The sequence below is a fragment of the Micromonospora sp. ANENR4 genome, assembly GCF_015354395.1.
Classification (GTDB): Bacteria; Actinomycetota; Actinomycetes; order Mycobacteriales; family Micromonosporaceae; genus Micromonospora; species Micromonospora aurantiaca.
The window spans coordinates 59,863-86,179 of record NZ_JADKYQ010000017.1 but is presented as its reverse complement, the minus strand read 5'-3'; the positions used below and the strand labels follow the sequence as shown (position 1 = coordinate 86,179).

The window sequence follows — 26,317 nt, the reverse complement described above, 5'->3', positions numbered from 1 at the left end:
CCGGTGGCGACGGCCGTGGGGTGGCCCGCCCCGACGACATCTCCCGGCCCGGCGCCGGGCCCCGACCGCCGGTGCCCCCCGGCGCCCGAGGACCGGCGGGCGACGCCCCGATGCCGCCCGGCGCGCCGGTGGCCGCCCGCGCGGCCGCGGGTGTGGCCCGTCCGGTCGCGCCGGACGACCGGCCCGCCGGGCGGGCGACACCACCCGGACCGGAGACGGGCCGGCCCGGACCGGGCGGCCCGGCGACACCGGCGGCGGCCCGGGCGGCTGTGGTCGTACCCCCGGGGGAGCCGGCGGGGCCACGGCCCGGCGGTCCCGGACCGGCCGACAGCGGCGCGGAGGCCGGTGGCCTGCGTGGCGCGCGGTCCGAGCTGCGCCGGCAGATGCGCGAGCGCAGCCGGCTGCGGCTGGGCATCCTCGCCCTGGTCAGCCTCGTGCTGCTGGGTGCGGTGCCGCTCTACTTCGGGATGCGGACGCTCAGCCGCGACCCGGTCTTCGACACCCTCGACGAGCTCTCGGTGCCCGCCTGGGCGCAGAGCAACACGGTGGACAACGTCAGCGGCAGCCGCTGGTGCCTGCAGGACTGCCGCCTGCGCGAACGGTCCGTCGAGTCGGAGCAGGGGTGGAAGGAGACCGTCGCGGTCTACGAGAAGGCGCTGGCCGGGGACGGGTGGCGGCGCTGGAAGGTCGACCGTTGCCCGGACGAGAAGGTCCCTGGCAGCTACACCTGCTGGCGCCGGGACGAACTCACGCTCGACCTGTGGGTACGCGACCGCACCTGCACGCCCCCGCCGATCGACGGAGCGCCCGCGCCGTCCACGCCCGCCGAGCCCGCAGCGGCGGCGTGCACCGGCTCGTTGGTGTCGGTGAAGGTGCGCAACGCGATCGATGACGAGCGCACCGGACCGACACCGACCACCGATCCGTCACTCACCGGTGAGGATCCCTACCCGACGCTGACCGACGACCCGCTGGGCGAGGTGACCCCCTCACCGTCGTGAGCCGACTTCCATCACGGACGGTAGGGTCTGGGGCTGGCACGCCCGTCCGTGCCCGGTGACCGGGTCGGCGTGGCGCGAAGTGGGTAGGTACGGTCGCGCGTTCCGGGGCGTCGGGTTCCGGGACACTGCTTGAGGAGGACTTTCGCGTGAGTGGTGGAGAGATCGCTGCGCTGATCGCGGCCGGCGCGTTCCTGATGCTGGTGCTCGTGCTGGCGGTGCCGATCCTGCGGCTGCGGCACACCGTGGACGCGACGACCCGCATGATCACCGACGTGAACGAGCGCACCGCGCCGCTGCTCGGTGACGTGAACGCCACGGTGAAGAACGTCAACGTGGCGCTGGAGCAGGTGCAGACCTCGCTGGACGGGGTGAACCTCCAGCTCGCCAAGGTGGACACCATGACCAGCCACGCGCAGAACGTCACCGCGAACGTGGCGAACCTGGCCACCGTGGTCTCCGCCGCCGCCGCGAACCCGCTGGTCAAGGTGGCCGCGTTCGGCTACGGCGTGCGCCGGGCCGCCTCCGCCCGCCGGCACGCCGAGACCGAGCGCGAGGTGCGCGACACCATCAAGCAGCAGCGTCGCGCCGCCAAGCGCGGCAACCGCTGACCCCGACCGGCGTACGCGGGAAGGATGAGAACATGAGGCGGTTGTTCTGGCTGGGCATCGGGCTGGCCGTGGGCGTCCTGGTGGTGCGCAAGGCCACCCGGACCGCGCAGGCGTACACCCCGGCCGGCATCGCCAGCGGGCTGTCCGAGTCCGCCGGCGGTCTGGTCGAGTCGCTCCGGGCGTTCGTGGACGACGTCCGGGTCGGCATGGCCGAGCGTGAGCAGGAGATCCACGAGGCCTTCGCCCGCGGCGAGGTGTACGACGACCAGTTCGCCGAGCTGCGGGAGGACCCGCGGATCGGCGACCGAGAGATTTTCCCGGAGGACCACCAGCGATGAAGACGGCGGAGATCAAGCGGCGGTTCCTCGCCCACTTCGAGGCGAACGGGCACACCGTGGTTCCGTCCGCTCCGCTGCCCGCCATCAGCGACCCGAACCTGCTGTTCATCAACGCGGGCATGGTGCAGTTCGTGCCCTACTTCCTGGGCCAGCAGACCCCGCCGTACGCGCGGGCGACGAGCGTGCAGAAGTGCATCCGGACGCCTGACATCGACGAGGTCGGCAAGACCAGCCGGCACGGCACGTTCTTCCAGATGAACGGCAACTTCTCCTTCGGTGACTACTTCAAGTCCGGTGCGATCCCGCTCGCCTGGGACCTGGCCACCAAGTCGGTCGAGGCGGGCGGTTTCGGACTGGACCCGGAGCGGATCTGGGCCACCGTCTACCTGGACGACGACGAGGCGTACGACATCTGGCGTGCCACCGGCGTGCCGGCCGATCGGATCGTGCGCCGCGGCAAGGCTGACAACTTCTGGTCGATGGGCATCCCCGGCCCGTGCGGCCCCTGCTCCGAGCTGTACTACGACCGCGGCCCGGCCTACGGCCGCGAGGGCGGTCCGGAGGTCGACGAGGACCGTTACCTGGAGTTCTGGAACCTCGTCTTCATGCAGTTCGAGCGCGGCCCGGGCACCGGCAAGGAGGACTTCCCGATCCTCGGTGACCTGCCGGCGAAGAACATCGACACCGGCATGGGCCTGGAGCGGATGGCCTCGCTGCTGCAGGGCGTGGACAACCTCTACGAGATCGACGAGGTCAAGCCGATCCTCGACCGGGCGGCCGAGCTGACCGGCAAGCGCTACGGCGTGCACTCGGGTCACGCGGCCAACGAGTCGCACCCGGACGACGTGCGCCTCCGGGTCATCGCCGACCACGTGCGCACCTCGCTGATGCTCATCGGCGACGGGGTGACCCCGTCGAACGAGGGCCGGGGCTACGTGCTGCGGCGGATCATGCGCCGTGCGATCCGGGCGGTGCGGCTGCTGGGCTACCAGGACCGGGCGCTGCCGGAGCTGCTGCCGGTGGCCCGCGACTGCATGGCGCCGTCGTACCCGGAGCTGGCCGAGGACTTCGGCCGGATCTCCCAGTACGCGTACGCCGAGGAGGACGCGTTCCTGGCCACGCTGCGCGCCGGCACCACGATCCTGGACACCGCCATCGCCGAGACCAAGTCGGCCGGCAAGGCGGCGCTCTCCGGTGACAAGGCGTTCCAGCTGCACGACACGTACGGCTTCCCGATCGACCTGACCCTGGAGATCGCGGCCGAGCAGGGGCTGCAGGTCGACGCGGAGGGCTTCCGCCGGCTGATGGCCGACCAGCGCAGCCGGGCCAAGGCCGACGCGCAGGCGCGCAAGACCGGGCACACCGACGTGTCGGCCTACCGGTCGGTGCTCGACGGCGGCGGGCCGGTGGAGTTCACCGGCTACACCGAGCTGAGCCGGGAGTCACGGGTCCGCGCGCTGCTGTCCGGCGGCGCCGCGATCTCCGCGGCGGTCGAGGGCGACACGATCGAGCTGGTGCTCGACACCACCCCGTTCTACGCCGAGGGCGGCGGCCAGCAGCCCGACCAGGGGCTCATCACCGTCGGCGGCGGCCAGGTCGAGGTCTTCGACGTGCAGCAGCCGGTGCCCGGCCTGATCGTGCACCGGGCCAAGGTGGTGCGCGGCGAGGTCCGCTCCGGGGAGACCGGGTACGCCGAGATCGACGTGTCCCGCCGCCGGGCGATCTCCCGCTCGCACACCGCCACGCACCTGGTGCACCAGACGATGCGCAACTTCCTCGGCGAGTCGGCGACCCAGGCGGGTTCGCTCAACGCGCCGGGCCGGCTGCGGTTCGACTTCAACACCCCGACGGGTGTGGCGCCGAGCGTGCTGCACGACGTCGAGCAGCAGGTCAACGAGGTGCTGCTGGCCGACCTGGAGGTGCACGCGTTCGTCACCAGCCAGGAGGAGGCCCGCCGGATCGGGGCGATGGCCCTGTTCGGCGAGAAGTACGGCGAGCGGGTCCGGGTCGTCGAGGTCGGCGACTACGCCCGCGAGCTGTGTGGTGGCACGCACGTGGCCCGCTCCGCCCAGCTCGGCCTGGTGAAGATCCTCTCCGAGGCGTCTGTGGGTTCCGGCGTCCGCCGCATCGAGGCGCTCGTCGGCATGGACGCGTTCGGCTTCCTGGCCCGTGAGCACCTGCTGGTGTCCCGGCTGGCCGAGCTGTTCCGGGTGCCCGGCGAGCAGGTGGCCGACCGGGTGGAGCAGACCGTCACCCAGCTGCGCGACGCGGAGAAGGAGCTGGAGAAGCTGCGCGCCCAGCTCGTGCTCGGCGGGGCCGGTGCCCTGGCGGCGCAGGCGAAGGACGTGCGCGGCGTCGCGTACGTCGGCACCGAGGCGCCGGAGGGCGCGGCCGCGAACGACGTGCGGACCCTCGCCCAGGAGATCCGGGGCCGGATCGACGCGGCCCGCCCGGCGGTGGTCGCGGTGGCCGCCCGGGCCAACGGCAAGGCGTCGCTCGTGGTGGCCGTCAACCAGGCCGCCCGGGGGCGGAACCTGAGCGCGAAGGACCTGGTCAAGGCGGCGTTCTCCGGCCGCGGCGGCGGCAGCGACGACCTGGCCCAGGGCGGCGGCCTGCCCGCGACGGAGGCGCCGAACCTGCTGGTCACCGTCGAGCGGGCGGTCGCCGGCACGGCATGAGCGAACGCACCGAGCGAAGCGAGGGCCGTGAGGGCATGCCCAGCCGGCACGGCATGAGCGAACGCACCGAGCGAAGCGAGGGCCGCGAGCGCATGCCCGGCGATACGGCATGAGCGCAACGATCGACGCCAGGGCGGACCACCCGGTCCGCCCTGGCCCGTACCGGCGGGGAGGTGTCCGCTCGTGACCGAGCTGTCCCGTGGCGTCCGGCTGGGCGTCGACGTCGGCCAGGTCCGGGTGGGGGTGGCCCGCTGTGATCCGCACGGCATCCTGGCCACGCCTTTGGTGACGCTGGCCCGTGACCTGACCGCCGAACCGGACGCGGTGCCCGGCGACATGGCCGAGCTGGTCCGGCTCGCCGCCGAGCACGAGGCGGTGGGGATCGTGGTCGGGCTGCCGGTCAACCTGGCCGGAAAGCACGGCCCCGCGGCGGCGAACGTATCAGCATATGCCAGCCGATTGGCTGATGTAATGAGGCCGATTCCGGTGACGCTGACGGACGAGAGGATGTCTACCGTCGTCGCGAGTCGTAGGCTGGCCGAACGGGGCGTCCGGGGAAAGCGCCAACGAGCGGTGGTCGACCAGGCCGCCGCGGTGGAGATTCTGCAGAGCTGGCTGGACGCACAGCGGAGGCGGACGCAATGATCGACGATCTTGATCTGGGGTTCGACGAGCCGGACAGGGGGGAGAAGGGCCGGCACCGGCGCGGCGCGGTGCGCCGACGCCAGGGCAAGTCCGGCGGCGGCCGGGGCAAGACCCTGCTCGCCCTCGCCCTCGCGCTGGTCCTGCTCGGCGGCATCGGCGGCGGTGCGTTCTACGGCTTCGACCGGGTCCAGAACTACTTCGTCACACCCGACTACGACGGCTCCGGCACCGGCGAGGTGACCGTCGAGATCAAGCAGGGCGCGTTGATCGCCGACATGGCCGACGCGCTCGTCGCCGCCGACGTGGTGAAGAGCACCAAGGCGTTCATCGAGGCCGCCGAGGAGAACTCGCGCAGCAAGAACATCCAGCCCGGCACGTACAAGCTGCGCAAGCAGATGAGCGGTGACGCGGCGGTCGCGGCGATGCTGGACCTCAAGAACAAGATCGTCAACGGGATCACCATCCCCGAGGGCCTCACCGCGAAGACGGTCTACAAGCGGCTCTCCGAGAAGACCGACATCCCGGTCAAGGACTTCGAGGCCGCGGCGAAGGACCCGGAGGCGCTCGGCGTACCGGACTGGTGGTTCAAGCGTTCCGACGGCAAGAAGGTCAACCCGTCGATCGAGGGCTTCCTCTTCCCGGACACCTACGAGATCCCGCCGAAGGCCACCGCCGAGACGATCCTCAAGCTGATGGTGGACAACTTCCTTACCGTCACCTCCGGCATGCAGTACGCCGAGAAGGTGCAGAAGGAACGCGGCGGCATCACCCCGTACGAGGCGCTGATCGTCGCCTCGCTCGCGCAGGCCGAGGCCGGCAACAAGGTCGACCTGGGCAAGGTCGCCCGGGTCGCGTACAACCGGGTCTACGGCGAGTTCCCCTGCAACTGCCTGGAGATGGACGTCACCGTCAACTACTACCTGGAGCTGACCGGGCAGAAGACCAAGGCATCCAAGGACATGACCGCCGCCGAGCTGGACAACCCGAAGAACCCGTACAACCGCAAGCTGCGCGGGCTGGTCCCCTCGCCGATCAACAACCCCGGCAAGGAGGCGCTGGAGGGCGCGCTGAGCCCGCCGGACGGCAAGTGGCTCTACTTCGTGGCGATCAGCAAGGACGGCCGCTCCGCGTTCGCCGAGACCTACGCCGAGCAGAAGCGCAACGAGCAGAAGGCCAAGGAGGCCGGGATCATCTGATGGCCGATCCCCGCCGCGCCGCGGTGGTCGGCAAGCCGATCGCCCACTCGCTCTCCCCGGTGATCCACACCGCCGGGTACGCGGCGGCCGGGCTGACCGGCTGGTCGTACACCCGGATCGAAGCCGGCGCCGACGAGCTGCCCGGCCTGGTCGCGGGCCTCGGCCCGGAATGGGCCGGGCTGTCGGTGACCATGCCGGGCAAGGAGGCGGCGCTCGCGCTGGCCGACGAGGTCTCGCCGGTCGCCGCCGCCGTCGGCGCCGCCAACACGCTGGTACGCCGGCCCGACGGCACCTGGTACGCGGACAACACCGACGTCACCGGCATGGTCGAGGTGCTCACCGGCGCCGGCTGCGTGGCCGGGGCGGTGGTCACCGTGCTCGGCGCGGGTGGCACCGCCCGGGCGGCCATCGCGGCGGCGGCCCGGATCGGGGCGGCCGAGGTGACTGTGGTGGCCCGCCGCCCGGAGGCGGTCGACGAGCTGCGTCCGGTCGCGGCGGCCGCCGGCGTTCCGCTGGCCGGGGCCGAGTGGGACGGCGCGCCCGCGCACGCCCGCGCCGACCTGGTGATCTCCACGGTGCCGAAGGGCGTGGCCGACCCGCTCGCCGACAACTTCGACTGGCGGCCCGAGTCGGTCTTCTTCGACGTGGTCTACGACCCGTGGCCGACGCCGCTCGCGGCGGCGGCGCTGGCCGCCGGGTGCCGGGTGGTCTCCGGGCTGGATCTGCTGCTGGCCCAGGCGTACGGCCAGTTCGAGCAGTTCACCGGTGTCCCCGCGCCGCGCGCCGCGATGGCCGACGCCCTGGCACGGGAACGGGTCGGCGCCGGACCGGCGTGACCGGTGCGCGGACGGGCCCGTCCGCAGGGCGGGATGCGGCGGGCGGCGTACGCCGGCGACCACCGGGCGTGACACACTGACCGTCGTGTTGCGCTGGCTGACTGCAGGTGAATCGCACGGACCCGCCCTCGTCGCGATGCTGGAGGGCGTACCCGCCGGCATCGAGGTGACCACCGGGGAGATCTCCGGCGAGCTGGCCCGGCGCCGGCTCGGCTACGGCCGGGGCGCCCGGATGTCGTTCGAGCAGGACGAGATCGAGATCATCGGCGGGCTCCGGCACGGGGTGACGCTCGGCAGCCCGGTGGCGATCCGGGTCGGCAACTCCGAGTGGCCCAAGTGGCGCACCGTGATGGCCGCCGACCCGGTCGACCCGGAGGAACTGGCGAACCAGGCCCGCAACGCGCCGCTGACCCGGCCCCGGCCGGGCCATGCCGACCTGGCTGGCATGCAGAAGTACGGGCACACCGACGCCCGGCCGATCCTGGAGCGCGCCAGCGCCCGGGAGACCGCCGCCCGGGTCGCGGTGGGCACCGTCGCCAAGGCGCTCGTGCGTCAGGCGCTCGGCGTCGAGATCGTCTCGCACGTGGTCGAGCTGGGTCCGGTGGCGGTCAAGCCGGGCCTGCGCCCCACGCCGGAGGACGCCGCGCGCATCGACGCCGACCCGCTGCGCTGCCTTGACGCCGAGGCCAGCGCCCGGATGGTCGCCGAGGTCGACGCCGCGAAGAAGGCCGCCGACACGCTCGGTGGCGTGGTCGAGGTGCTCGCGTACGGGGTGCCGCCGGGCCTGGGCAGCCACGTCCAGTGGGACCGGAAGCTCGACGCCCGCCTCGCCACCGCGCTCATGTCGATCCAGGCGATCAAGGGCGTGGAGATCGGCGACGGCTGGCAGCAGGCCCGCTCGCGCGGTTCGGAGGCGCACGACGAGATCGTGCCCACCGCCACCGGCGTGCGGCGGATCACCGACCGGGCCGGTGGCCTGGAGGGCGGCATCACCACGGGTGAGCCGCTGCGGGTGAAGGCGGCCATGAAGCCGATCTCGTCGCTGAACCGGGCGCTCGCCACCATCGACGTGACCACCGGCGAGCCGGCCACCGCGATCAACCAGCGTTCCGACGTGTGCGCGGTGCCGGCGGCGGCCGTGGTGGCCGAGGCGATGGTCGCGCTGGTGCTGGCCGAGGCGGCGGTGGAGAAGTTCGGCGGCGACTCGGTCGCCGAGATGCGCCGCAACCTGACCGGTTACCTCGACAGCCTGGTGATCAAATGAGCACCCGGCCGGTCTGCGTGCTGGTCGGGGCACCCGGCTCCGGCAAGACCACAGTCGGCACGGCGCTCGCCGAGGCGCTCGGCGTCGGCTTCCGGGACACCGACGCCGACATCGAGGACCTCGCCGGCAAGCCGATCCCGGAGATCTTCGTGGACGAGGGGGAGGAGCACTTCCGTACCCTCGAACGGGCCGCCGTGGCGGCGGCGCTCGCGTCGCACGCGGGCGTGCTTGCGCTCGGCGGCGGCGCGGTCCTGGCCGAGGAGAACCGGGCCGCGCTGATCGGCCACACGGTGGTGCACCTGTCGGTGGAGCTGCCGGACGCGCTCAAGCGGGTCGGTCTGGGTGCCGGCCGGCCGCTGCTCGCGCTGAACCCGCGCGCCACGCTCAAGCACCTGCTGGACCAGCGCCGCCCGCTCTACGCCGAGGTGGCGACCGCGACCGTGGTCACCGACGGGCGTACGCCGCAGGAGCTGGCCGCGGAGATCGCCGCGCTGCTCAAGCCCTGACACCCGCCCCGCCGCGCCTGGCTCCCGCCCTCGGTGGAACGCCGTGGGTGTCTCCGGGGCGTTATGACACCCGTGGTGTTCCACTCGTCGGCTGATGCCGTGGTGGGTGGAACGTGGTGGGTGTCTCCTCGGCCTCTTGGCACCCGTGGCGTTCCAGCCGGCGCGCATGACGTCGGTGGGTGGAACTTCGTGGGCGGGTGAGAAGGCGCGTCGGCCAGGTCCGGCCGGTCAGGCGTTTGCGGCGACGGTCCCGGCCGCGCGGCGGCGGCGCTTGGCCGGTTCGGGCCGCCAGGTGGCGAGCAACGCCAGCGCCAGCGCGATCTCGGCCAGGTCGCCCAGGTAGTACATGAGCGTGGCCCCGGCCCGCAGCTCGGCGGCGGTGGCCGGCACGTCGACGAACAGCCCGGCGTAGAGCAGCTGAGCGATGGTGGCGTGCGCGGCCACCCCGAACCCGATCACCACGAGCCGGACCGGTACGCGTGGGCGGTGCGGTCCGGGATCGGGACCGGCGATCGACCAGGCGAACAGGCAGCCGCTGAGCAGGAAGTGCGCGTTCACCAGCGTGTGCAGGGCCGGGTTGTCGAGGGTGGCCCGGTACAGCGGGGTGAGGTAGAGCAGCCACAGCCCGCCCGCGGTGAGCACCAGGCCGGTCACCGGGTGGCCGAGGACCCGCGCGACCGGGTGCCGCAGCAGGTGGACCAGGGCCCGGCCGGTACGCCGGTCCAGCGTGCGCAGCAGCAGCGTGACCGGGGCGCCGAGCACCAGCGCCAGCGGCGCGAGCATGCCGATCAGCAGGTGCTGCCACATGTGCCCGACGAAGTCGCCGGCCGGCCAGAGCAGCCCGGTCACCAGCAGCAGCGCGCCCAGCCCGAAGCTCGCCATGCGGGCGTGCGGCCAGCCCGGCCCGCCCGGGTCGCGCAGCCGCAGCGCGGCGGCCAGGTACGCCCAGAACAGCGCCGCCGGGACCAGCGCGGTCGCCGGGAAGCCGCCGTCGGCGTGCCCGGCGTGGGCCAGGCTCACCGGCGCTCCGGCGCGCAGAGGTCCACTGCGCGGGCCCGGCGCTGGATCGCCCAGCCGACTGCGATCAGCACCACGCCGAGGGCCAGGAACCCGAGGTCCCACCAGAGCTGGTTCGGGCCGCCGCGTACGTGGTGGATGCCGAGCAGGTGGTGGTCGATGACGCCTTCGACCAGGTTGAACAGGCCCCAGCCGATCAGCGCCCAGCCCCACAGCATCGGCGAGCGCCACAGCCGGCCCCGGGAGCTGGTCACCCGGGAGTAGAGCAGGGCCAGGCCGGTCAGCACCGCCACCCAGGTGACCACGTGGAACAGGCCGTCCCAGAGCGTGTTCATCTGCAACCCGGGCACGGTGTCCACCGGGTACTCGCGTACGCCGACCCGGTCGCTGCCGGTGCTGCTGAGCATGTGGTGCCACTGGAGGACCTGGTGCAGGACGATGCCGTCGACGAAGCCACCGAGCCCGACGCCGAGGATCGTGGCGGGCAGCCGGATGCTCGTCGCGGATTCCGGTCGGGTTGCGTGTGCCGTCGTCTCGCTCATTCCGGCCGCCCTACCCGCGGTGCGGCCGGGCAAACACCCAGCCGGTGGACAACGGCCGCGCGAGGGCGGCGCGCTGGACTAGGCTGCCCGCGATGGACGAGGTGACCCGGATTCCGGTCGGCGGCGAGCGGCCGTACGACGTGCTCGTGGGACGTGACCTGCTGGACCCGCCGCCCCGGCTGCTGCCGGGCGCCGAGCGGGTGGCCTTCCTGCACGCGCCGCCGCTCAAGGCGCTCGCCGACCGGCTCGCCGACGCGGTTCGCGAGGGCGGCGTGACGCCGCTGCTGATCGAGGTGCCGGACGCCGAGGCGGGCAAGCACGTCGACGTGGCGGCGGCCTGCTGGGACCGGCTCGGTGACGCCGGGTTCACCCGTACCGACGCGGTGGTCGGGGTGGGCGGCGGCGCGGTCACCGACCTGGCCGGCTTCGTCGCGGCGACCTGGCTGCGCGGCGTGCGCTGGGTGCCGGTCGCCACGTCGCTGCTCGGCATGGTCGACGCCGCCGTGGGCGGCAAGACCGGCATCAACACCGCCGCCGGCAAGAACCTGGTCGGCGCGTTCCACCCGCCGGCCGGCGTGCTGGCCGACCTGGCGACGCTGGACAGCCTGCCCCCGGCGGACCTGGCCGCCGGGATGGCCGAGGTGGTCAAGTGCGGGTTCATCGCCGACCCGGTCATCCTCGACCTGGTCGAGCGGGATCCGGCCGCCGCGCTGGACCCGGCCGGGCCGGTGCTGCGGGAACTGGTCGAGCGCGCGGTCCGCGTGAAGGCCGACGTGGTCGCCGGAGACCTGCGCGAGTCCGGGGTACGCGAGGTGCTCAACTACGGGCACACCCTGGCGCACGCGATCGAGAAGGTGGAGGGCTACCGCTGGCGGCACGGCCACGCGGTCGCGGTCGGCCTGGTCTACGCCGCCACGCTGGCCCGGCTCGCCGGTCGCCTCGACGCGGCCGACGCCGAGCGGCACCGCCGGGTGCTGACCGCGCTCGACCTGCCCACCGGCTACCGGGCCGACGCCTGGCCGGAGCTGCTCGCCGCGATGCGGGTGGACAAGAAGGCCCGGGGCAGCCGGTTGCGGTTCGTGGTGCTCGACGGGCTCGCCCGCCCGGCGATCCTGGAGGCGCCGCCGGACGACCTGCTCGCCGCCGCGTACGCGGAGATCAGCTCGTGAGGGTGTACGTGCTCAACGGACCGAACCTGGGCCGCCTCGGCACCCGCCAGGTCGACGTGTACGGGGTGACCAGCTACGCCCAGCTCGTGGCCGACTGTGAGCGGCACGGCCGGGAGCTGGGCCTGGACGTGGAGGTCCGGCAGACCGACGCCGAGCACGAGATGCTGGCCTGGCTGCACGAGGCGGCCGACGAGGCGGCGGCGGTGGTGCTGAACCCGGCCGCCTGGTCGCACTACTCGGTCGCGGTGCGGGACGCCTGCGCCATGCTGCGCGGCCCGCTGGTCGAGGTGCACATCTCCAACATCCACGCCCGGGAGGAGTTCCGGCACCACTCGGTGGTCTCCGCGGTGGCCACCGGCGTGATCTGCGGCCTGGGTGTGGACGGCTACCGGCTGGCGCTGCACCACCTGGCCGCCCGGCTCGCCGCAGGAGCCTGAGCCGGTCCGTTCCGTGGCGCGAGTCCGATTCGACAGAGCGAGTAGACTTGGACGGTCTGTCCGCCAATTGATGATCAAGGCAGGAAATGGCCACCACCAACGACCTGAAGAACGGCCTGGTACTCAACCTGGACGGCGAGCTGTGGGCCGTCGTCGAGTTCCAGCACGTCAAGCCCGGTAAGGGTGGTGCCTTCGTGCGCACCACGCTGAAGAACGTGCTGTCCGGCAAGGTGGTCGACAAGACCTTCAACGCGGGCACCAAGGTCGAGACCGCGACCGTGGACAAGCGCACCATGCAGTACCTGTACGCCGACGGCGAGGACTACGTCTTCATGGATCTGGAGACGTTCGACCAGATCACCGTCCCCGGCGGCACCGTCGGCGAGGCCGCCAACTACCTCCTCCCCGAGGCCGAGGCGACCGTCGCCACCCACGAGAGCGTGCCGCTGTACATCGAGCTGCCGACCTCGGTCGTGCTCGAGGTCACCTACACCGAGCCGGGCCTGCAGGGCGACCGGTCGACCGGCGGCAACAAGCCGGCCACCGTCGAGACCGGCGCCACAGTGCAGGTGCCGCTGTTCATCACCACCGGTGAGAAGATCAAGGTCGACACCCGCGACGGCCGTTACCTCGGCCGAGCCTGATGGCCGAGGGCCCCAAGCAGCAGATGCCGGCGCGCCGCAAGGCGCGCAAGCGGGCGCTGGATGTGCTCTTCGAGGCCGACCTGCGGGACCGCCCGCCGGTCGAGGTGCTCGCCGGTTACCTGGAACGGATCGAGCAGCCGCGCCCCGACCACCTCGGCTACGCGGTCGGGCTGGTCGAGGGCGTGGCGGCGCACCTCGACCGGATCGACGAGACGATCGCCAGCTACGCCGAGGGGTGGACGCTGGAGCGCATGCCGGTGGTCGACCGCAACCTGGCCCGGATCGCCGTGTACGAGCTGCTCTACGTCGACGAGATCGACGACGCGGTGGCGATCAGCGAGGCCGTGGAGCTGGCCCGGCAGATGTCGACAGACGACTCGCCCCGCTTCCTCAACGGCATCCTCGGCCGGATCGCCGAGTACGCCACGCGCTGACGCGCCGCGACGACGAAGGGCCCGTGCCGGTAGGCACGGGCCCTTCCTGTCGTACGGGGTGTCAGGACGCGAAGAACGCCCGCGGGTCGGCGACCAGCACGCCGTGCTCGGTCAGCCGCTCGATCAGGCCCGACGGCGAGGCGTCGTAGACGATCGCGAGGGCGCGCAGGTCGTCGGCGCGGATCGAGAGCACCCGGCCGTTGTAGTCGCCGCGCTGCTGCTGGATGGCGCGCGCGTAGCGGGCCACGTACGCGAGGTCCTCGGAGGCCTCGTCGTAGAGCCGCTCCAGGTCCAGCACGATCTTGCTGGTGGGCTCGTGACGCACCCCGCTGCCGTCGGGCAGCAGCTCCGAGACGGGAACGCGGTAGAAGTCGGCCAGCTCCGCCAGGCGGGACACGGTGACGGCGCGGTCGCCGCGCTCGTACGAGCCGACCACCACGGCCTTCCACCGCCCGTTCGACTTCTCCTCCACCCCCTGCAGGGACAGGCCCTGCTGCTGGCGGATGGAGCGCAGGCGGGCGCCCAGCGACTTGGCGTATTCAGAGGGCATTCGGACACTCCCAGTGCTGTTCGGGTTCTCCGAGCTATCGCTACGGAGCGTGACGGTACGGGGATTGCGACAAGTGGTCAAGTGTTGCCGTGCACGAGGTCCGGCACCCACGTGTGGCTTGTCCCCATTTCGCCGGGCTGACCAGCAGGTCAGGACCGGCGGCGGGTGGCCCGGTGACCGCTGGTAACGTGGCGTGAAGCCCCGGTCCGGGCCCCGCGCGGGCCTGCCGGAGCAGAACAGACGTCCTTTAACGACCCGTCCCGTGAGGCGGGGAAGGAGGTCCGCCGTGGCCTACCCACCGGCTGCCCACTCGTCGCCGCCGCGACAACCCTCGGTGAAGGTGATCCTCGCCGCAGCGGACGTGTCGCGGGTGGTCGACCGCATCGCCCACCAGATCCTGGAGAAGACCCAGGGCGCCGCCGGCACCGTGCTGCTGGGCATCCCCACCCGGGGCGTGCCGCTGGCCCACCGCCTCGCCGCCCGGATCAGCACCTTCGAGGACGTCACCGTCCCGGTCGGCGTGCTCGACATCACGCTCTACCGCGACGACCTGCGCCGGCACGCCACCCGCGCGGTCGGCCCGACCGACCTGCCACCCGGCGGGATCGACGGCAAGCGGGTGATCCTCGTCGACGACGTGCTGTTCTCCGGCCGCACCGTGCGGGCCGCGCTGGACGCGCTCAGCGACGTCGGCCGCCCGGCGTCCGTGCAGCTCGCGGTCCTGGTCGACCGCGGCCACCGCCAGCTGCCGATCCGCGCCGACTACGTCGGCAAGAACATCCCCACCGCGCTGGCCGAGAACGTCAAGGTCACCCTCGCCGAGACCGACGGCACGGACGAGGTCAAGTTGTACGGGGGTACACCCGCATGATCCGGCACCTGCTCTCCGGCGCCGACCTGGACGCCGACACCGCCACCCTGGTCCTGGACACCGCCGCGGAGATGGCGACGGTGGCCGGGCGCGAGGTCAAGAAGCTCCCCGCGCTGCGCGGGCGCACCGTGGTCAACCTCTTCTACGAGGACTCCACCCGGACCCGGATCTCGTTCGAGGCGGCCGCCAAGCGGCTCAGCGCCGACGTGATCAACTTCTCCGCCAAGGGCTCCAGCGTGGCCAAGGGGGAGAGCCTGAAGGACACCGCGCTCACGCTCCAGGCGATGGGCGCGGACGCGGTGGTCGTCCGGCACCCCGCCTCCGGCGCCCCGCACCGGCTCGCCGAGTGGGTGGACGGGTCGGTCGTGAACGCCGGTGACGGCACCCACGAGCACCCCACCCAGGCGCTGCTCGACGCGTACACGATGCGGTCCCGGCTGGGCCGGCTCGACGGCCTGCACGTGGCGATCGTCGGCGACGTGCTGCACTCCCGGGTGGCCCGCTCGAACGTGCTGCTGCTGTCCACGCTCGGCGCGAAGGTCACCCTGGTCGGCCCGCCCACGCTCATCCCGGTCGACATCGCCGCCGCCCTGGCCCCCGGCACCGACGTCTGTTACGACCTCGACACCGTTCTCCCAGGTGTGGACGTGGTGATGATGCTGCGGGTGCAGCGCGAGCGGATGGGTGACTCCTACTTCCCGTCGGCCCGCGAGTACGCCCGTCGCTACGGGCTCGACGGGCCGCGCATGCGCCGGCTGCCCGAACACGCGATCGTCATGCACCCCGGCCCGATGAACCGGGGCATGGAGATCACGCCCGAGGTGGCCGACTCGCCCCGCTCCACCATCGTCGAACAGGTCGCCAACGGGGTCTCCGTGCGGATGGCCGTGCTCTACCTGCTGCTCGGAGGGAACAACCGGTGACCGCGTACCTCATCAGAAGCGTCAGCATCGTCGGCGGCGAGCCGACCGACCTGCTCATCCGCGACGGCGTGGTGGCCGGTACGGGCCGCGGGCTCGCCGCGGGCGACGCCACGGTCGTCGACGCGACCGGCCTGGTCGCGCTGCCCGGCCTGGTCGACCTGCACACCCACCTGCGCGAGCCCGGCCGGGAGGACGCCGAGACCGTCGAGTCCGGCTCCCGGGCGGCGGCGCTCGGCGGCTACACGGCGGTGTGCGCGATGGCGAACACCTCGCCGGTCGCCGACACCGCGGGCGTGGTCGAGCAGGTCTGGCGGCTCGGCCGGGAGGCCGGCCTGGTCGACGTGCAGCCGATCGGCGCGGTCACCGTCGGGCTGGCCGGCGAGCGCCTGGCCGAACTGGGCGCGATGGCCGACTCGGCCGCCGAGGTGCGGATCTTCTCCGACGACGGGCACTGCGTGTCCGACCCGCGGCTGATGCGCCGGGCGCTGGAGTACGTCAAGGCGTTCGACGGCGTGATCGCCCAGCACGCCGAGGAGCCCCGGCTCACCGAGGGCGCGCAGATGCACGAGGGCGAGGTGTCCACCCGCCTCGGCCTGACCGGCTGGCCGGCCGTCGCCGAGGAGGCGATCATCGCCCGCGACGTGCTGCTCGCCGAGCACGTCGGCAGCCGCCTGCACGTCTGCCACGTCTCCACCGCCGGCAGCGTCGAGGTGCTGCGCCAGGCCAAGGCGCGCGGGGTACGGGTCACCGCCGAGGTGACGCCGCACCACCTGCTGCTCACCGATGCCAAGGCGGAGAGCTACGACCCGGTCTTCAAGGTCAACCCGCCGCTGCGCACCGCCGCCGACATCGCCGCGCTGCGGGAGGCGCTGGCCGAGGGCGTGATCGACATCATCGCCACCGACCACGCGCCGCACGCCGTGGAGGACAAGGAGTGCGAGTGGGCGTACGCCCGGCCGGGCATGCTCGGCCTGGAGACGGCGCTGTCGATCGCGCTCGACGTGTTCGGCCCCCGCTGGGACCTGATCGCCGAGCGGATGTCCCGCACGCCGGCCCGGATCGCCGGGCTGGCCGGGCACGGCCTCGACCCGGCGCCCGGCGTACCGGCCAACCTGACCCTTGTCGACCCGGCCGCCCGGCGCGTCATCGAACCGGCGGAGCTGGCCAGTCGCAGTCGCAACACCCCGTACGCACGCATGACGCTGCCGGGTCGCATCGTGGCGACCTTCCTGCGCGGCGAGCCGACGGTCCTGGACGGAAAGGCTGTCAAGTGATCCGAGCGAGGAACGTAGCGGAGCGGAGTCCCGCAGTCCGGATCGAAGGGGGCGCAGCATGGTGAAGCGTAGATCGGCGATTCTCGTCCTCGAGGACGGGCGCACGTTCCACGGCGAGGCGTACGGCAGCGTCGGGGAGACCTTCGGCGAGGCGGTCTTCAACACCGGCATGACCGGCTACCAGGAGACGCTCACCGACCCGTCGTACCACAGGCAGGTGGTGGTGCAGACCGCGCCGCACATCGGCAACACCGGCGTCAACGGCGAGGACGACGAGTCCGACCGGATCTGGGTGGCCGGGTACGTGGTGCGCGACCCGGCCCGGATCAGCTCCAACTGGCGGGCCGGCGGCGGCCTGGAGGACCGGCTCGCCGCGGAGGGCGTCGTCGGCATCAGCGGCGTGGACACCCGGGCGCTGACCCGGCACCTGCGCGAGCGCGGCGCGATGCGCGTCGGCATCTCCAGCGTCGAGGACGACCCGGCCGCGCTGCTGGAGCGGGTGCGCCGCTCGCCGCAGATGGTCGGCGCGAACCTGTCCGACGAGGTGACCACCGCCAAGCCGTACGTCGTGCAGGCGCAGGGCGAGCACCGGTTCACGGTGGCCGCGGTGGACCTGGGCATCAAGCGCAACGTGCCGCGCCGGCTCGCCGCCCGCGGCGTCACCACCCACGTGCTGCCCGCCGGGTCGACCATCGAGGACCTGCTCGCCACCGGCGCGGACGCTGTCTTCTTCTCGCCCGGCCCGGGCGACCCGGCGACCGCCGACGGCCCGGTGGCGCTGGCCCGGGAGGTGCTGACCCGGCGGATCCCGCTGTTCGGCATCTGCTTCGGCAGCCAGATCCTCGGCCGGGCGCTCGGCTTCGGCACCTACAAGCTGGGGTACGGCCACCGCGGCATCAACCAGCCGGTGCTCGACCGGGCCACCGGCAAGGTCGAGGTGACAAGCCACAACCACGGCTTCGCGGTGCAGGTGCCGGGTGCCGGGGACGGCGCGGTGGTGCCGGATCAGGTGATCCAGACCGAGTTCGGCGGTGTCCAGGTGTCACACGTCTGCCTCAATGACAACGTGGTCGAGGGGCTGCGGGCCGTGGACGTGCCCGCCTTCACCGTCCAGTACCACCCCGAGGCGGCGGCCGGCCCGCACGACGCGGACTACCTCTTCGACCGTTTCGCAGAGCTGATCGAGGGGCGCAAGAATGCCTAAGCGGACCGACCTCAAGCACGTCCTGGTGATCGGCTCCGGGCCGATCGTGATCGGACAGGCCTGCGAGTTCGACTACTCCGGCACCCAGGCCTGCCGGGTGCTGCGCAGCGAGGGGATCCGGGTCAGCCTGGTCAACTCGAACCCGGCGACGATCATGACGGACCCGGAGTTCGCCGACGCCACGTACGTCGAGCCGATCACCCCGGAGTTCGTCGAGCTGGTCATCGCCAAGGAGCGCCCCGACGCGCTGCTGCCGACGCTCGGCGGGCAGACCGCGCTGAACACCGCTGTCGCCCTGCACGAGGCGGGCGTGCTGGAGAAGTACGGCGTCGAGCTGATCGGCGCGAACATCGAGGCGATCAACCGGGGCGAGGACCGCCAGCTGTTCAAGGAGATCGTCGCGAAGGCCGGCGTACGGCTGGGCCTGGACGATCCGTCGGCGCTGGTGCCGCGGTCGCGGGTCTGCCACTCGATGGACGAGGTCCGCGAGACGGTCGCCGACCTGGGCCTGCCGGTGGTCATCCGGCCGTCGTTCACGATGGGCGGCCTCGGGTCCGGCATGGCGCACACCGACGAGGATTTGGAGCGCATCGCCGGGTCCGGCCTGGCGGCCAGCCCGGTGCACGAGGTGCTCATCGAGGAGAGCGTGCTCGGCTGGAAGGAGTACGAGCTCGAACTGATGCGCGACCGCCACGACAACGTGGTGGTGGTCTGCTCGATCGAGAACGTCGACCCGATGGGCGTGCACACCGGCGACAGCGTCACCGTCGCCCCGTCGATGACGCTCACCGACCGGGAGTACCAGCGGCTTCGTGACCTCGGCATCGCGGTGCTGCGCGAGGTCGGTGTGGACACCGGCGGCTGCAACATCCAGTTCGCGGTGAACCCGGCCGACGGCCGGATCGTCGTGATCGAGATGAACCCGCGGGTGTCGCGTTCCTCGGCGCTGGCGTCGAAGGCCACCGGCTTCCCGATCGCGAAGATCGCCGCGAAGCTCGCCATCGGCTACACGCTCGACGAGATCCCCAACGACATCACGCTGAAGACGCCCGCGGCGTTCGAGCCGACGCTCGACTACGTGGTGGTGAAGATCCCCCGGTTCGCGTTCGAGAAGTTCCCCGGCGCCGACCCGGAGCTGACCACCACGATGAAGTCGGTGGGCGAGGCGATGAGCCTGGGCCGCAACTTCACCGAGGCGCTGAACAAGGCGATGCGCTCGATGGAGACCAAAGCATCGGGTTTCTGGACCACTCCGGACCCGGACGGCGCCACGAAGGAGAACACCCTCGCCGCGCTGCGCACGCCGCACGACGGCCGGCTCTACACGGTCGAGCGGGCGCTGCGCCTCGGCGCGTCGATCGCCGAGGTGTCCGAGGCGTCCGGCGGCATGGACCCGTGGTTCCTGGACCAGATCGCCTCGCTGGTCGAGCTGCGCGCCGAGATCGTGGACGCGCCGGTGCTCGACGCCGCACTGCTGCGCCGCGCCAAGCGGGCCGGCCTGTCCGACCGGCAGCTCGCCGCGCTGCGTCCCGAGCTGGCCGCCGAGGACGGCGTCCGGACGCTGCGGCACCGGCTCGGCGTCCGGCCGGTCTACAAGACGGTGGACACCTGCGCGGCCGAGTTCGAGGCGACCACGCCGTACCACTACTCGACGTACGACTCGGAGACCGAGGTGGCGCCCTCGGCGCGGCCGAAGGTGCTCATCCTGGGCTCCGGGCCGAACCGGATCGGTCAGGGCATCGAGTTCGACTACTCGTGTGTGCACGCCGTCCAGGCCCTCCGGGCCGTGGACTACGAGACCGTCATGGTCAACTGCAACCCGGAGACCGTCTCCACCGACTACGACACCGCCGACCGGCTCTACTTCGAGCCGCTGACGTTCGAGGACGTGCTGGAGGTCTGGCACGCCGAGGACTCCTCCGGCAAGGAGGCGGGCGGCCCCGGCGTCATCGGGGTGATCGTGCAGCTCGGCGGGCAGACTCCGCTGGGCCTGGCGCAGCGGCTCAAGAACGCCGGCGTGCCGATCGTCGGCACCTCCCCGGAGTCGATCCATCTGGCCGAGGAGCGCGGCGCGTTCGGCGCGGTGCTGGCCCGGGCCGGGCTGCGCGCGCCCGCGCACGGCATGGCCACCTCGTACGACGAGGCGAAGGCGATCGCCGACGAGATCGGGTACCCGGTGCTGGTCCGCCCCTCGTACGTGCTCGGCGGGCGCGGCATGGAGATCGTGTACGACGACGCCACGCTGCGCGACTACATCGGCCGCGCCACCGCCATCTCGCCGGACCGCCCGGTGCTGGTGGACCGGTTCCTGGACGACGCCATCGAGATCGACGTGGACGCGCTCGTGGACGCCGACGGCGACGTCTACCTGGGCGGCGTGATGGAGCACATCGAGGAGGCCGGCATCCACTCCGGCGACTCGTCCTGCGCGCTGCCGCCGATCACCCTGGCCGGCTCGCACCTGGCCCAGGTGCGGCACTACACCGAGCAGATCGCCCGCGGCATCGGTGTGCGCGGCCTGCTCAACGTCCAGTACGCGCTGCAGGGCGACATGCTCTACGTGCTGGAGGCCAACCCGCGCGCCTCCCGGACCGTACCGTTCGTCTCGAAGGCCACCGCGGTGCCGCTGGCGAAGGCGGCGGCCCGGATCGCGCTCGGCGCCACCGTCGCGCAGCTGCGCGCCGAGGGGATGCTGCCGCCCACCGGCGACGGCGGCACCATGCCGGCCGACGCGCCGATCGCGGTCAAGGAGGCGGTGCTGCCGTTCAAGCGGTTCCGCACCCCTTCGGGCAAGGGCATCGACGTGCTGCTCGGCCCGGAGATGAAGTCCACCGGCGAGGTGATGGGCATCGACACCGGCTTCGGGCAGGCGTTCGCCAAGTCGCAGGCCGCCGCGTACGGGTCGCTGCCCACCGCCGGGAAGATCTTCGTCTCGGTCGCCAACCGGGACAAGCGCGGCATGATCTTCCCGATCAAGCGCCTGGCCGACCTGGGCTTCGAGATCGTGGCCACCACCGGCACGGCCGAGGTGCTGCGCCGGCACGGCATCGCCTGCGAGCAGATCCGTAAGCACTACGAGTCGGGTGAGGGCGCGGACGCGGTGTCGCTGATCCTCGGCGGGGACGTGGCGCTGGTGGTGAACACGCCGCAGGGCTCCGGGGCGAGCGCCCGTTCCGACGGGTACGAGATCCGCAGCGCGGCGGTGAGCGTGGACATCCCGTGCGTCACCACGGTTCCCGGCGCCGCCGCCGCGGTAATGGGCATCGAGGCCCGCATCCGAGGCGACCTGAAGGTCCGCCCCCTGCAGGACCTGCACGCAGCCCTGCGGGCCGGCGAGTGACACCGCGCCTTCACGCGCCGATCATGAGGTTGGCGGCGATGTGGATCTCCAAATCCGCCGCCAACCTCATGATCAACGGGGAGACCGGGGAGACCGGGCGAGGGGGCGCGGCGTGATCTTCGAGAAGGTGGTGCGGCCCCGGCTGTTCTCGCTCGCGGGCGGGGACGCCGAGGGGGCGCACGAGTGGACCCTGGAACGGCTGGCCGCGGTGTCGCGGCAGCCGGCCGTTCTCGCGGCGCTGCGACGGGCGTACTTCCGGTCGGCGCCGCGCACCGTGTTCGGGGTGCGCTTCCCCAACCCGGTCGGACTGGCGGCCGGGATGGACAAGAACGGACTCGCGTTGCCGGCCTGGCCGGCGCTGGGCTTCGGCTTCGTCGAGGTCGGCACCGTGACCGCGCACGCCCAGCCGGGCAACCCCCGGCCCCGGCTGTTCCGGCTGCGCGACAGCGAAGCCGTGATCAACCGGATGGGCTTCAACAACGCCGGTGCCGAGGCGCTGGCGGACCGGCTGGCCGCGTTGCCGCGCCCGCTCGGTGTGCCGCTGGGCATCTCGCTCGGCAAGTCCAAGGTGACCCCGCTGGACGAGGCGGTCGAGGACTACCTCGCCTCGTACCGGGCGCTCAAGGACCACGGCGACTACTTCGCGGTCAACGTGTCCTCACCGAACACTCCCGGGCTGCGGTCGCTTCAGGACCGGTCCCATCTGGACGCCCTGCTCGCCGCGCTGGTGGGGGAGAAGCCGGTGCTGGTGAAGATCGCCCCGGACCTGACCGAGCCGGCCGTGGCCGAGCTGCTGGAGGTGTGCCTCGACCGGGGCGCGGCCGGGGTCATCGCCACGAACACCACGCTCGCCCGCGACGGGCTCGCCCCGGCCGACCGGGAGCGCGCCGCCGAGGCCGGCGGGCTGTCCGGCCGGCCGCTCACCGCCCGGGCCCGGGAGATGGTCGCGTTCGTGCACCGCGAGACCGGGGGCCGGCTGCCGGTGATCGGGGTGGGCGGCATCCTGCACCGGGACGACGCGACACGCATGTTCGACGCCGGCGCCTCCCTGCTCCAGCTCTACACCGGCTTCATCTACCGCGGCCCCGCCCTGACCCGGGCCATAACAACCCGAACCACCCGACCCTGACCCACCCACCCCACCCCCGCACCGCCCCCACCCCCGCGCGATCTTGCGCTTTCGGCCCCGGCATACCGCCCATTCCGGGCCCGGTCGGGGCACCAACTGCAAGATCGCGGGGGAGAGCGGGGGAGGGAGGGGGAAGGGCGGGGGCGAAGGAGGAGGAGACGTGACGCCTGAGGAGATTCTGGAAGCCGACCGGCGGCACGTGTGGCACCCGTACGCCGCGATGCCTCCCGCCGGCGCGCCGTACGTGGTCGACGGCGCCGCGGGGGTGCGGCTGCGGCTCGCCGACGGGCGGGAACTCGTCGACGGCATGTCGTCGTGGTGGGCGGCGATCCACGGCTACCGGCACCCGGTGCTCGACGCCGCGGTGACCGACCAGCTCGGACGGATGAGCCACGTGATGTTCGGCGGGCTCACCCACGAGCCCGCGGTACGCCTGGCGCGCACGCTCGTCGAGCTGACCCCGGACGGCCTGGAACACGTCTTCCTGGCCGACTCCGGCTCGGTCAGCGTCGAGGTGGCGGTGAAGATGTGCCTGCAGTACCAGCGGGCGCTGGGACGCCCGCAGCGCCGCCGGCTGGGCACCTGGCGGGGCGGCTACCACGGCGACACGTTCCACCCGATGAGCGTGTGCGACCCGGAGGGCGGCATGCACCACCTCTGGGGCGACGTGCTGCCCCGGCAGGTGTTCGCGCCGGTGCCGCCGCCCGGCTTCGACGCGGCGCCGGACCCGGCGTACGAGGCGGCGCTGGTGGACGCGGTGGAGCGGCACGCCGACGAGCTGGCCGCGGTGATCGTGGAGCCGGTGGTCCAGGGCGCCGGCGGGATGCGGTTCCACCACCCGCACTACCTGCGCGTGCTGCGCGAGGTGACCAGCCGGCACGGCATCCTGCTGGTGTTCGACGAGATCGCCACCGGCTTCGGCCGGACCGGCCGGATGTTCGCCGCCGAGCACGCCGGCGTCGCCCCGGACGTGCTCTGCGTCGGCAAGGCGCTCACCGGCGGGTACCTGACGCTCGCCGCGGCGCTGTGCACGCCCGAGGTGGCGCGGGCGATCTCCGCCGACGGGGTGCTGGCGCACGGGCCGACGTTCATGGGCAACCCGCTCGCCTGCGCCGTCGCCAACGCCTCCCTGGACCTGCTGCGGGCCGGGGACTGGGCGGGACGCGTGGCGGGCATCGCCGACGGCCTGCGGACCGGTCTGGAGCCGTTGCGGGACGCGCCCGGCGTGGCCGACGTCCGCGTGCTCGGCGCGATCGGGGTGGTGCAGCTCGACCACGAGGTGGACCTGCCCCGGGCGACCGCCGCGGCGGTGGCCGAGGGGGTGTGGCTGCGCCCGTTCCGGGATCTCGTCTACACGATGCCGCCGTACGTCTGCGACGCCGCGGACGTGGCGCGGATCGCGGCCGGAGTGGCCGCGGCGGTCAAGGCCGGCTGAGCCCGGCCGGATACGACAGGGCGCGACGGAAGGCCCGTCGCCCGGACACGCCAGGCGGCCCGGAGCCGCCGGGAGAGGGAGAGACGTGATGGAGACGTTCGGCGCCCGTCTGCACCGGGCCGTGGCGGAACGAGGGCCGCTCTGCGTGGGCATCGACCCGCACCCCGGGTTGCTGGCCGCCTGGGGCCTGACCGACGACGTGGCGGGCCTGGAGCGGTTCTGCCGCACGGTGGTGGAGGCGATCGGTGACCGGGTCGCCGTGGTCAAGCCGCAGTCGGCGTTCTTCGAGCGCTTCGGCGCCCGCGGTGTCGGTGTGCTTGAGTCAACTATCCGACAGTTGCGAGATTTGGGAGCGCTCACTCTGCTTGACGTGAAGCGCGGCGACATCGGCTCGACAGTCGCCGCGTACGCGTCGGCGTACCTCGACCCATCCAGCCCTCTGTATGTCGACGCGGTCACCGCGAGCCCCTACCTGGGAGTAGGTTCGCTCGCCCCGATGTTCTCCACCGCCGCCGAGCACGGCGGCGGGGTCTTCGTCCTGGCGCTCACCTCCAACCCGGAGGGTGCCTCCGTGCAGCGCGCCGTGGGCGCCGACGGGCGCACCGTCGCGCAAACCGTGATCGACGAGATTTCCCAGCTCAACAGGGGTGCGGAACCACTCGGCAGTTTTGGTCTGGTGGTCGGGGCGACGATCGGTGAGACGGGTCACGATCTGGACTCGGTGAACGGTCCGCTGCTCGCGCCAGGGCTGGGCGCACAGGGTGGAACGCCCGCCGGGTTGCGTACCGTGTTCGGCGCCGCGCTGCCGTCGGTGCTTCCCTCGTACTCCCGGGAGGTGCTCGGCGCGGGCCCCGACCCGGCCGACCTGCGGGCCGCCACCGAGCGGGTGCTGGCCGACTGCCGGGCCGCCCTGGGCGCGGCGGACTGACTGACGGCTCGGTCACTTTGGGTTGATCATCGCGCGTCCACGTTGCCGAAATCTCCGTTGACCGCTAGTTTTCCCCGCGCTGGGAACCACGGACCCCTTTGGTTGCCAGCGACACCACGTTTCACAGATGCGGTGGGGCGCTCAGCCCGCCGTACTAGGGACCTGAGGAGAACTGGTGCCGCTCCCGTCACTGACCCCCGAGCAGCGCGCTGCCGCGCTGGAGAAGGCCGCGGAGATCCGCAAGGCCCGCGCTGAGCTGAAGGAGCAGCTCAAGCAGGGCAAGACCACCCTCGCCACCGTCCTCGAGCGGGCCGAGTCCGACGACGTCGTGGGCAAGCTGAAGGTTTCGGCCGTGCTCCAGGCGATGCCGGGCATCGGCAAGATCCGGGCCACCCAGATCATGGAGAAGCTCAAGATCGCCGACAGTCGTCGCCTGCGCGGCCTCGGCGAGCAGCAGCGCAAGGCTCTGCTCGGAGAGTTCGCCGCCAACTGAACGGCCCGCCGTGTAGAAACAAGCGGTGAGCACGGATGACGAGGCGCGCTCGGCGGCTCGGCTCACTGTCCTGTCCGGTCCCTCCGGGGCCGGCCGGAGCAGTGTCGTCGAGGCGGTCCGGGCGCGCCTTGCGTCTGTCTGGGTGCCGGTGGTCGCCACCACCCGCCCACCCCGTCCGGACGAGCGCGACGGCGTCGACCGCGTCTTCCTCGACGCGCCCGGCTTCGACCGGCTGATCGCCGCCGGGGAGCTGCTGGAGTGGTGCCGGATCGGGCCGTACCGCCGGGGGGTGCCCCGGGCCGGGGTGCGGACGCGGCTCGCCGAGGGCCGGCCGGTGCTGCTGCCGCTGGACCTGGGCGGCGCCCTGGCGGTACGGGCGGCGGCGCCCGGCACCCGGCTGGTGCTGCTCGCGCCGCCGGCGTACCGGGCGGACCCGGACGTCGCGGCCGTCTTCGCCCACGCCGTGGCACACGACCACACCGAGCGCGCCGCGGCGGAGCTGGTAGGATTGCTCGGTTCGTCCTTCCTGGCTCCGGCCCGACCGCCCGCGGGCGGCGCACGAGACGCAGAGGTTTAATTCGTGGGATCCATCGCCACCAACCCCGAGGGCATCACCAACCCGCCGATCGACGAGCTGCTCGAGAAGACCACCTCGAAGTACGCGCTGGTCATCTTCGCCGCCAAGCGCGCCCGGCAGGTGAACGCCTACTACAGCCAGCTCGGTGAGGGTCTCCTGGAGTACGTCGGCCCGCTGGTGGAGACCACCCCGCAGGAGAAGCCGCTCTCCATCGCCATGCGCGAGATCAACGCGGGCCTGCTCACCGCCGAGCCGACCGACCAGCCGTAACCGCGCCC

The 26,317-nt window shown here is 72.6% G+C and carries 27 protein-coding genes; 24 read left to right on the top strand and 3 right to left on the bottom strand.

The genetic code is table 11. The features are described 5' to 3' along the window. Positions 1 to 383: 383 nt before the first annotated feature. The 9 genes from IRY44_RS26245 to IRY44_RS26205 all read left to right on the top strand — a co-directional run bounded on the left by IRY44_RS26245 (position 384) and on the right by IRY44_RS26205 (position 9,072). On the top strand, positions 384 to 1,001 hold the full coding sequence (locus IRY44_RS26245) for a hypothetical protein (RefSeq protein WP_135243889.1): 618 nt from the start codon (positions 384 to 386) through the stop codon (positions 999 to 1,001). A 146-nt stretch (positions 1,002 to 1,147) separates the two neighbouring features. Further along, the gene (locus tag IRY44_RS26240; RefSeq protein ID WP_194802884.1) at positions 1,148 to 1,609 is read left to right on the top strand and encodes a DUF948 domain-containing protein; all 462 of its coding nucleotides are present in this window, start codon (positions 1,148 to 1,150) and stop codon (positions 1,607 to 1,609) included. Between the two features lie 32 nt (positions 1,610 to 1,641). After that, positions 1,642 to 1,947: a hypothetical protein gene (locus tag IRY44_RS26235; RefSeq protein WP_013285491.1), complete on the top strand. Its 306-nt coding sequence runs from the start codon at positions 1,642 to 1,644 to the stop codon at positions 1,945 to 1,947. Beyond that, the gene (gene alaS / locus IRY44_RS26230) at positions 1,944 to 4,625 is read left to right on the top strand and encodes an alanine--tRNA ligase (RefSeq protein WP_194802883.1); all 2,682 of its coding nucleotides are present in this window, start codon (positions 1,944 to 1,946) and stop codon (positions 4,623 to 4,625) included. Before IRY44_RS26235 ends, alaS begins: the two co-directional genes overlap by 4 nt. A gap of 183 nt (positions 4,626 to 4,808) precedes the next feature. Then, positions 4,809 to 5,270 (top strand): Holliday junction resolvase RuvX, encoded by a 462-nt coding sequence (gene ruvX, locus IRY44_RS26225; protein WP_194802882.1) that lies wholly within the window; start codon positions 4,809 to 4,811, stop codon positions 5,268 to 5,270. Continuing rightward, positions 5,267 to 6,466 carry an endolytic transglycosylase MltG gene (gene mltG, locus IRY44_RS26220; protein ID WP_194802881.1) on the top strand — a complete coding sequence of 400 codons (1,200 nt, stop codon included), beginning with the start codon at positions 5,267 to 5,269 and terminating at the stop codon, positions 6,464 to 6,466. Before ruvX ends, mltG begins: the two co-directional genes overlap by 4 nt. Next, positions 6,466 to 7,302, top strand: coding sequence for a shikimate dehydrogenase (locus tag IRY44_RS26215; protein WP_194802880.1), 837 nt, complete (start codon positions 6,466 to 6,468; stop codon positions 7,300 to 7,302). The genes mltG and IRY44_RS26215 overlap by 1 nt, the downstream gene beginning before the upstream one ends. A gap of 85 nt (positions 7,303 to 7,387) precedes the next feature. Then, a complete protein-coding gene (gene aroC / locus IRY44_RS26210) occupies positions 7,388 to 8,566 on the top strand; it encodes a chorismate synthase (protein ID WP_194802879.1) in 1,179 nt (392 codons plus the stop codon). After that, positions 8,563 to 9,072 (top strand): shikimate kinase, encoded by a 510-nt coding sequence (locus tag IRY44_RS26205; RefSeq protein ID WP_194802878.1) that lies wholly within the window; start codon positions 8,563 to 8,565, stop codon positions 9,070 to 9,072. The genes aroC and IRY44_RS26205 overlap by 4 nt, the downstream gene beginning before the upstream one ends. 228 nt (positions 9,073 to 9,300) lie before the next feature. Here IRY44_RS26205 and IRY44_RS26200 read toward each other — a convergent pair whose 3' ends face one another. After that, positions 9,301 to 10,092 (bottom strand): cytochrome c oxidase assembly protein, encoded by a 792-nt coding sequence (locus IRY44_RS26200; protein WP_194802877.1) that lies wholly within the window; start codon positions 10,090 to 10,092, stop codon positions 9,301 to 9,303. After that, on the bottom strand, positions 10,089 to 10,631 hold the full coding sequence (locus IRY44_RS26195; RefSeq protein ID WP_194802876.1) for a DUF2243 domain-containing protein: 543 nt from the start codon (positions 10,629 to 10,631) through the stop codon (positions 10,089 to 10,091). The genes IRY44_RS26200 and IRY44_RS26195 overlap by 4 nt, the downstream gene beginning before the upstream one ends. Before the next feature lie 92 nt (positions 10,632 to 10,723). On the opposite strand from IRY44_RS26195, the gene aroB reads away from it, so the two are divergent. The 4 genes from aroB (at position 10,724) to nusB (ending at position 13,315) form a co-directional block, all read left to right on the top strand. Further along, a complete protein-coding gene (gene aroB, locus IRY44_RS26190; protein ID WP_194802875.1) occupies positions 10,724 to 11,800 on the top strand; it encodes a 3-dehydroquinate synthase in 1,077 nt (358 codons plus the stop codon). After that, positions 11,797 to 12,237, top strand: coding sequence for a type II 3-dehydroquinate dehydratase (aroQ, locus tag IRY44_RS26185; protein WP_194802874.1), 441 nt, complete (start codon positions 11,797 to 11,799; stop codon positions 12,235 to 12,237). Before aroB ends, aroQ begins: the two co-directional genes overlap by 4 nt. Before the next feature lie 86 nt (positions 12,238 to 12,323). Next, positions 12,324 to 12,881 (top strand): elongation factor P, encoded by a 558-nt coding sequence (gene efp / locus IRY44_RS26180; RefSeq protein WP_013285503.1) that lies wholly within the window; start codon positions 12,324 to 12,326, stop codon positions 12,879 to 12,881. 23 nt (positions 12,882 to 12,904) lie between these two features. Continuing rightward, positions 12,905 to 13,315 carry a transcription antitermination factor NusB gene (gene nusB / locus IRY44_RS26175; protein WP_174361785.1) on the top strand — a complete coding sequence of 137 codons (411 nt, stop codon included), beginning with the start codon at positions 12,905 to 12,907 and terminating at the stop codon, positions 13,313 to 13,315. A 61-nt stretch (positions 13,316 to 13,376) separates the two neighbouring features. Here nusB and IRY44_RS26170 read toward each other — a convergent pair whose 3' ends face one another. Next, entirely contained in the window at positions 13,377 to 13,865 is a 489-nt protein-coding gene (locus tag IRY44_RS26170; RefSeq protein WP_013285505.1) for a transcriptional regulator, read from the bottom strand. A 286-nt stretch (positions 13,866 to 14,151) separates the two neighbouring features. Between IRY44_RS26170 and pyrR the strand changes: the two genes are divergently transcribed. The 11 genes from pyrR to rpoZ all read left to right on the top strand — a co-directional run bounded on the left by pyrR (position 14,152) and on the right by rpoZ (position 26,309). After that, positions 14,152 to 14,736: a bifunctional pyr operon transcriptional regulator/uracil phosphoribosyltransferase PyrR gene (gene pyrR, locus IRY44_RS26165; RefSeq protein WP_194802873.1), complete on the top strand. Its 585-nt coding sequence runs from the start codon at positions 14,152 to 14,154 to the stop codon at positions 14,734 to 14,736. Next, entirely contained in the window at positions 14,733 to 15,659 is a 927-nt protein-coding gene (locus IRY44_RS26160) for an aspartate carbamoyltransferase catalytic subunit (protein ID WP_194802872.1), read from the top strand. Before pyrR ends, IRY44_RS26160 begins: the two co-directional genes overlap by 4 nt. Further along, positions 15,656 to 16,933 (top strand): dihydroorotase, encoded by a 1,278-nt coding sequence (locus IRY44_RS26155; protein ID WP_194802871.1) that lies wholly within the window; start codon positions 15,656 to 15,658, stop codon positions 16,931 to 16,933. Before IRY44_RS26160 ends, IRY44_RS26155 begins: the two co-directional genes overlap by 4 nt. Before the next feature lie 61 nt (positions 16,934 to 16,994). Next, positions 16,995 to 18,137 carry a glutamine-hydrolyzing carbamoyl-phosphate synthase small subunit gene (carA, locus tag IRY44_RS26150; protein ID WP_194802938.1) on the top strand — a complete coding sequence of 381 codons (1,143 nt, stop codon included), beginning with the start codon at positions 16,995 to 16,997 and terminating at the stop codon, positions 18,135 to 18,137. Further along, positions 18,130 to 21,477, top strand: a complete 3,348-nt coding sequence (gene carB / locus IRY44_RS26145; RefSeq protein WP_194802870.1) for a carbamoyl-phosphate synthase large subunit — start codon at positions 18,130 to 18,132, stop codon at positions 21,475 to 21,477. The genes carA and carB overlap by 8 nt, the downstream gene beginning before the upstream one ends. Positions 21,478 to 21,589: 112 nt before the next feature. After that, on the top strand, positions 21,590 to 22,606 hold the full coding sequence (locus IRY44_RS26140; protein WP_194802869.1) for a quinone-dependent dihydroorotate dehydrogenase: 1,017 nt from the start codon (positions 21,590 to 21,592) through the stop codon (positions 22,604 to 22,606). Positions 22,607 to 22,766: 160 nt separating this feature from the next. Next, complete coding sequence (locus IRY44_RS26135; protein ID WP_194802868.1) at positions 22,767 to 24,041, top strand: adenosylmethionine--8-amino-7-oxononanoate transaminase; 1,275 nt, start codon at positions 22,767 to 22,769, stop codon at positions 24,039 to 24,041. An 88-nt stretch (positions 24,042 to 24,129) separates the two neighbouring features. Then, positions 24,130 to 24,969: an orotidine-5'-phosphate decarboxylase gene (pyrF, locus tag IRY44_RS26130; protein WP_194802867.1), complete on the top strand. Its 840-nt coding sequence runs from the start codon at positions 24,130 to 24,132 to the stop codon at positions 24,967 to 24,969. A 175-nt stretch (positions 24,970 to 25,144) separates the two neighbouring features. Continuing rightward, positions 25,145 to 25,462, top strand: a complete 318-nt coding sequence (mihF, locus tag IRY44_RS26125; protein WP_013285515.1) for an integration host factor, actinobacterial type — start codon at positions 25,145 to 25,147, stop codon at positions 25,460 to 25,462. Between the two features lie 25 nt (positions 25,463 to 25,487). Beyond that, positions 25,488 to 26,039 (top strand): guanylate kinase, encoded by a 552-nt coding sequence (locus IRY44_RS26120; protein WP_194802866.1) that lies wholly within the window; start codon positions 25,488 to 25,490, stop codon positions 26,037 to 26,039. A gap of 3 nt (positions 26,040 to 26,042) precedes the next feature. After that, positions 26,043 to 26,309 carry a DNA-directed RNA polymerase subunit omega gene (rpoZ, locus tag IRY44_RS26115; protein ID WP_013285517.1) on the top strand — a complete coding sequence of 89 codons (267 nt, stop codon included), beginning with the start codon at positions 26,043 to 26,045 and terminating at the stop codon, positions 26,307 to 26,309. Positions 26,310 to 26,317 lie beyond the last annotated feature (8 nt).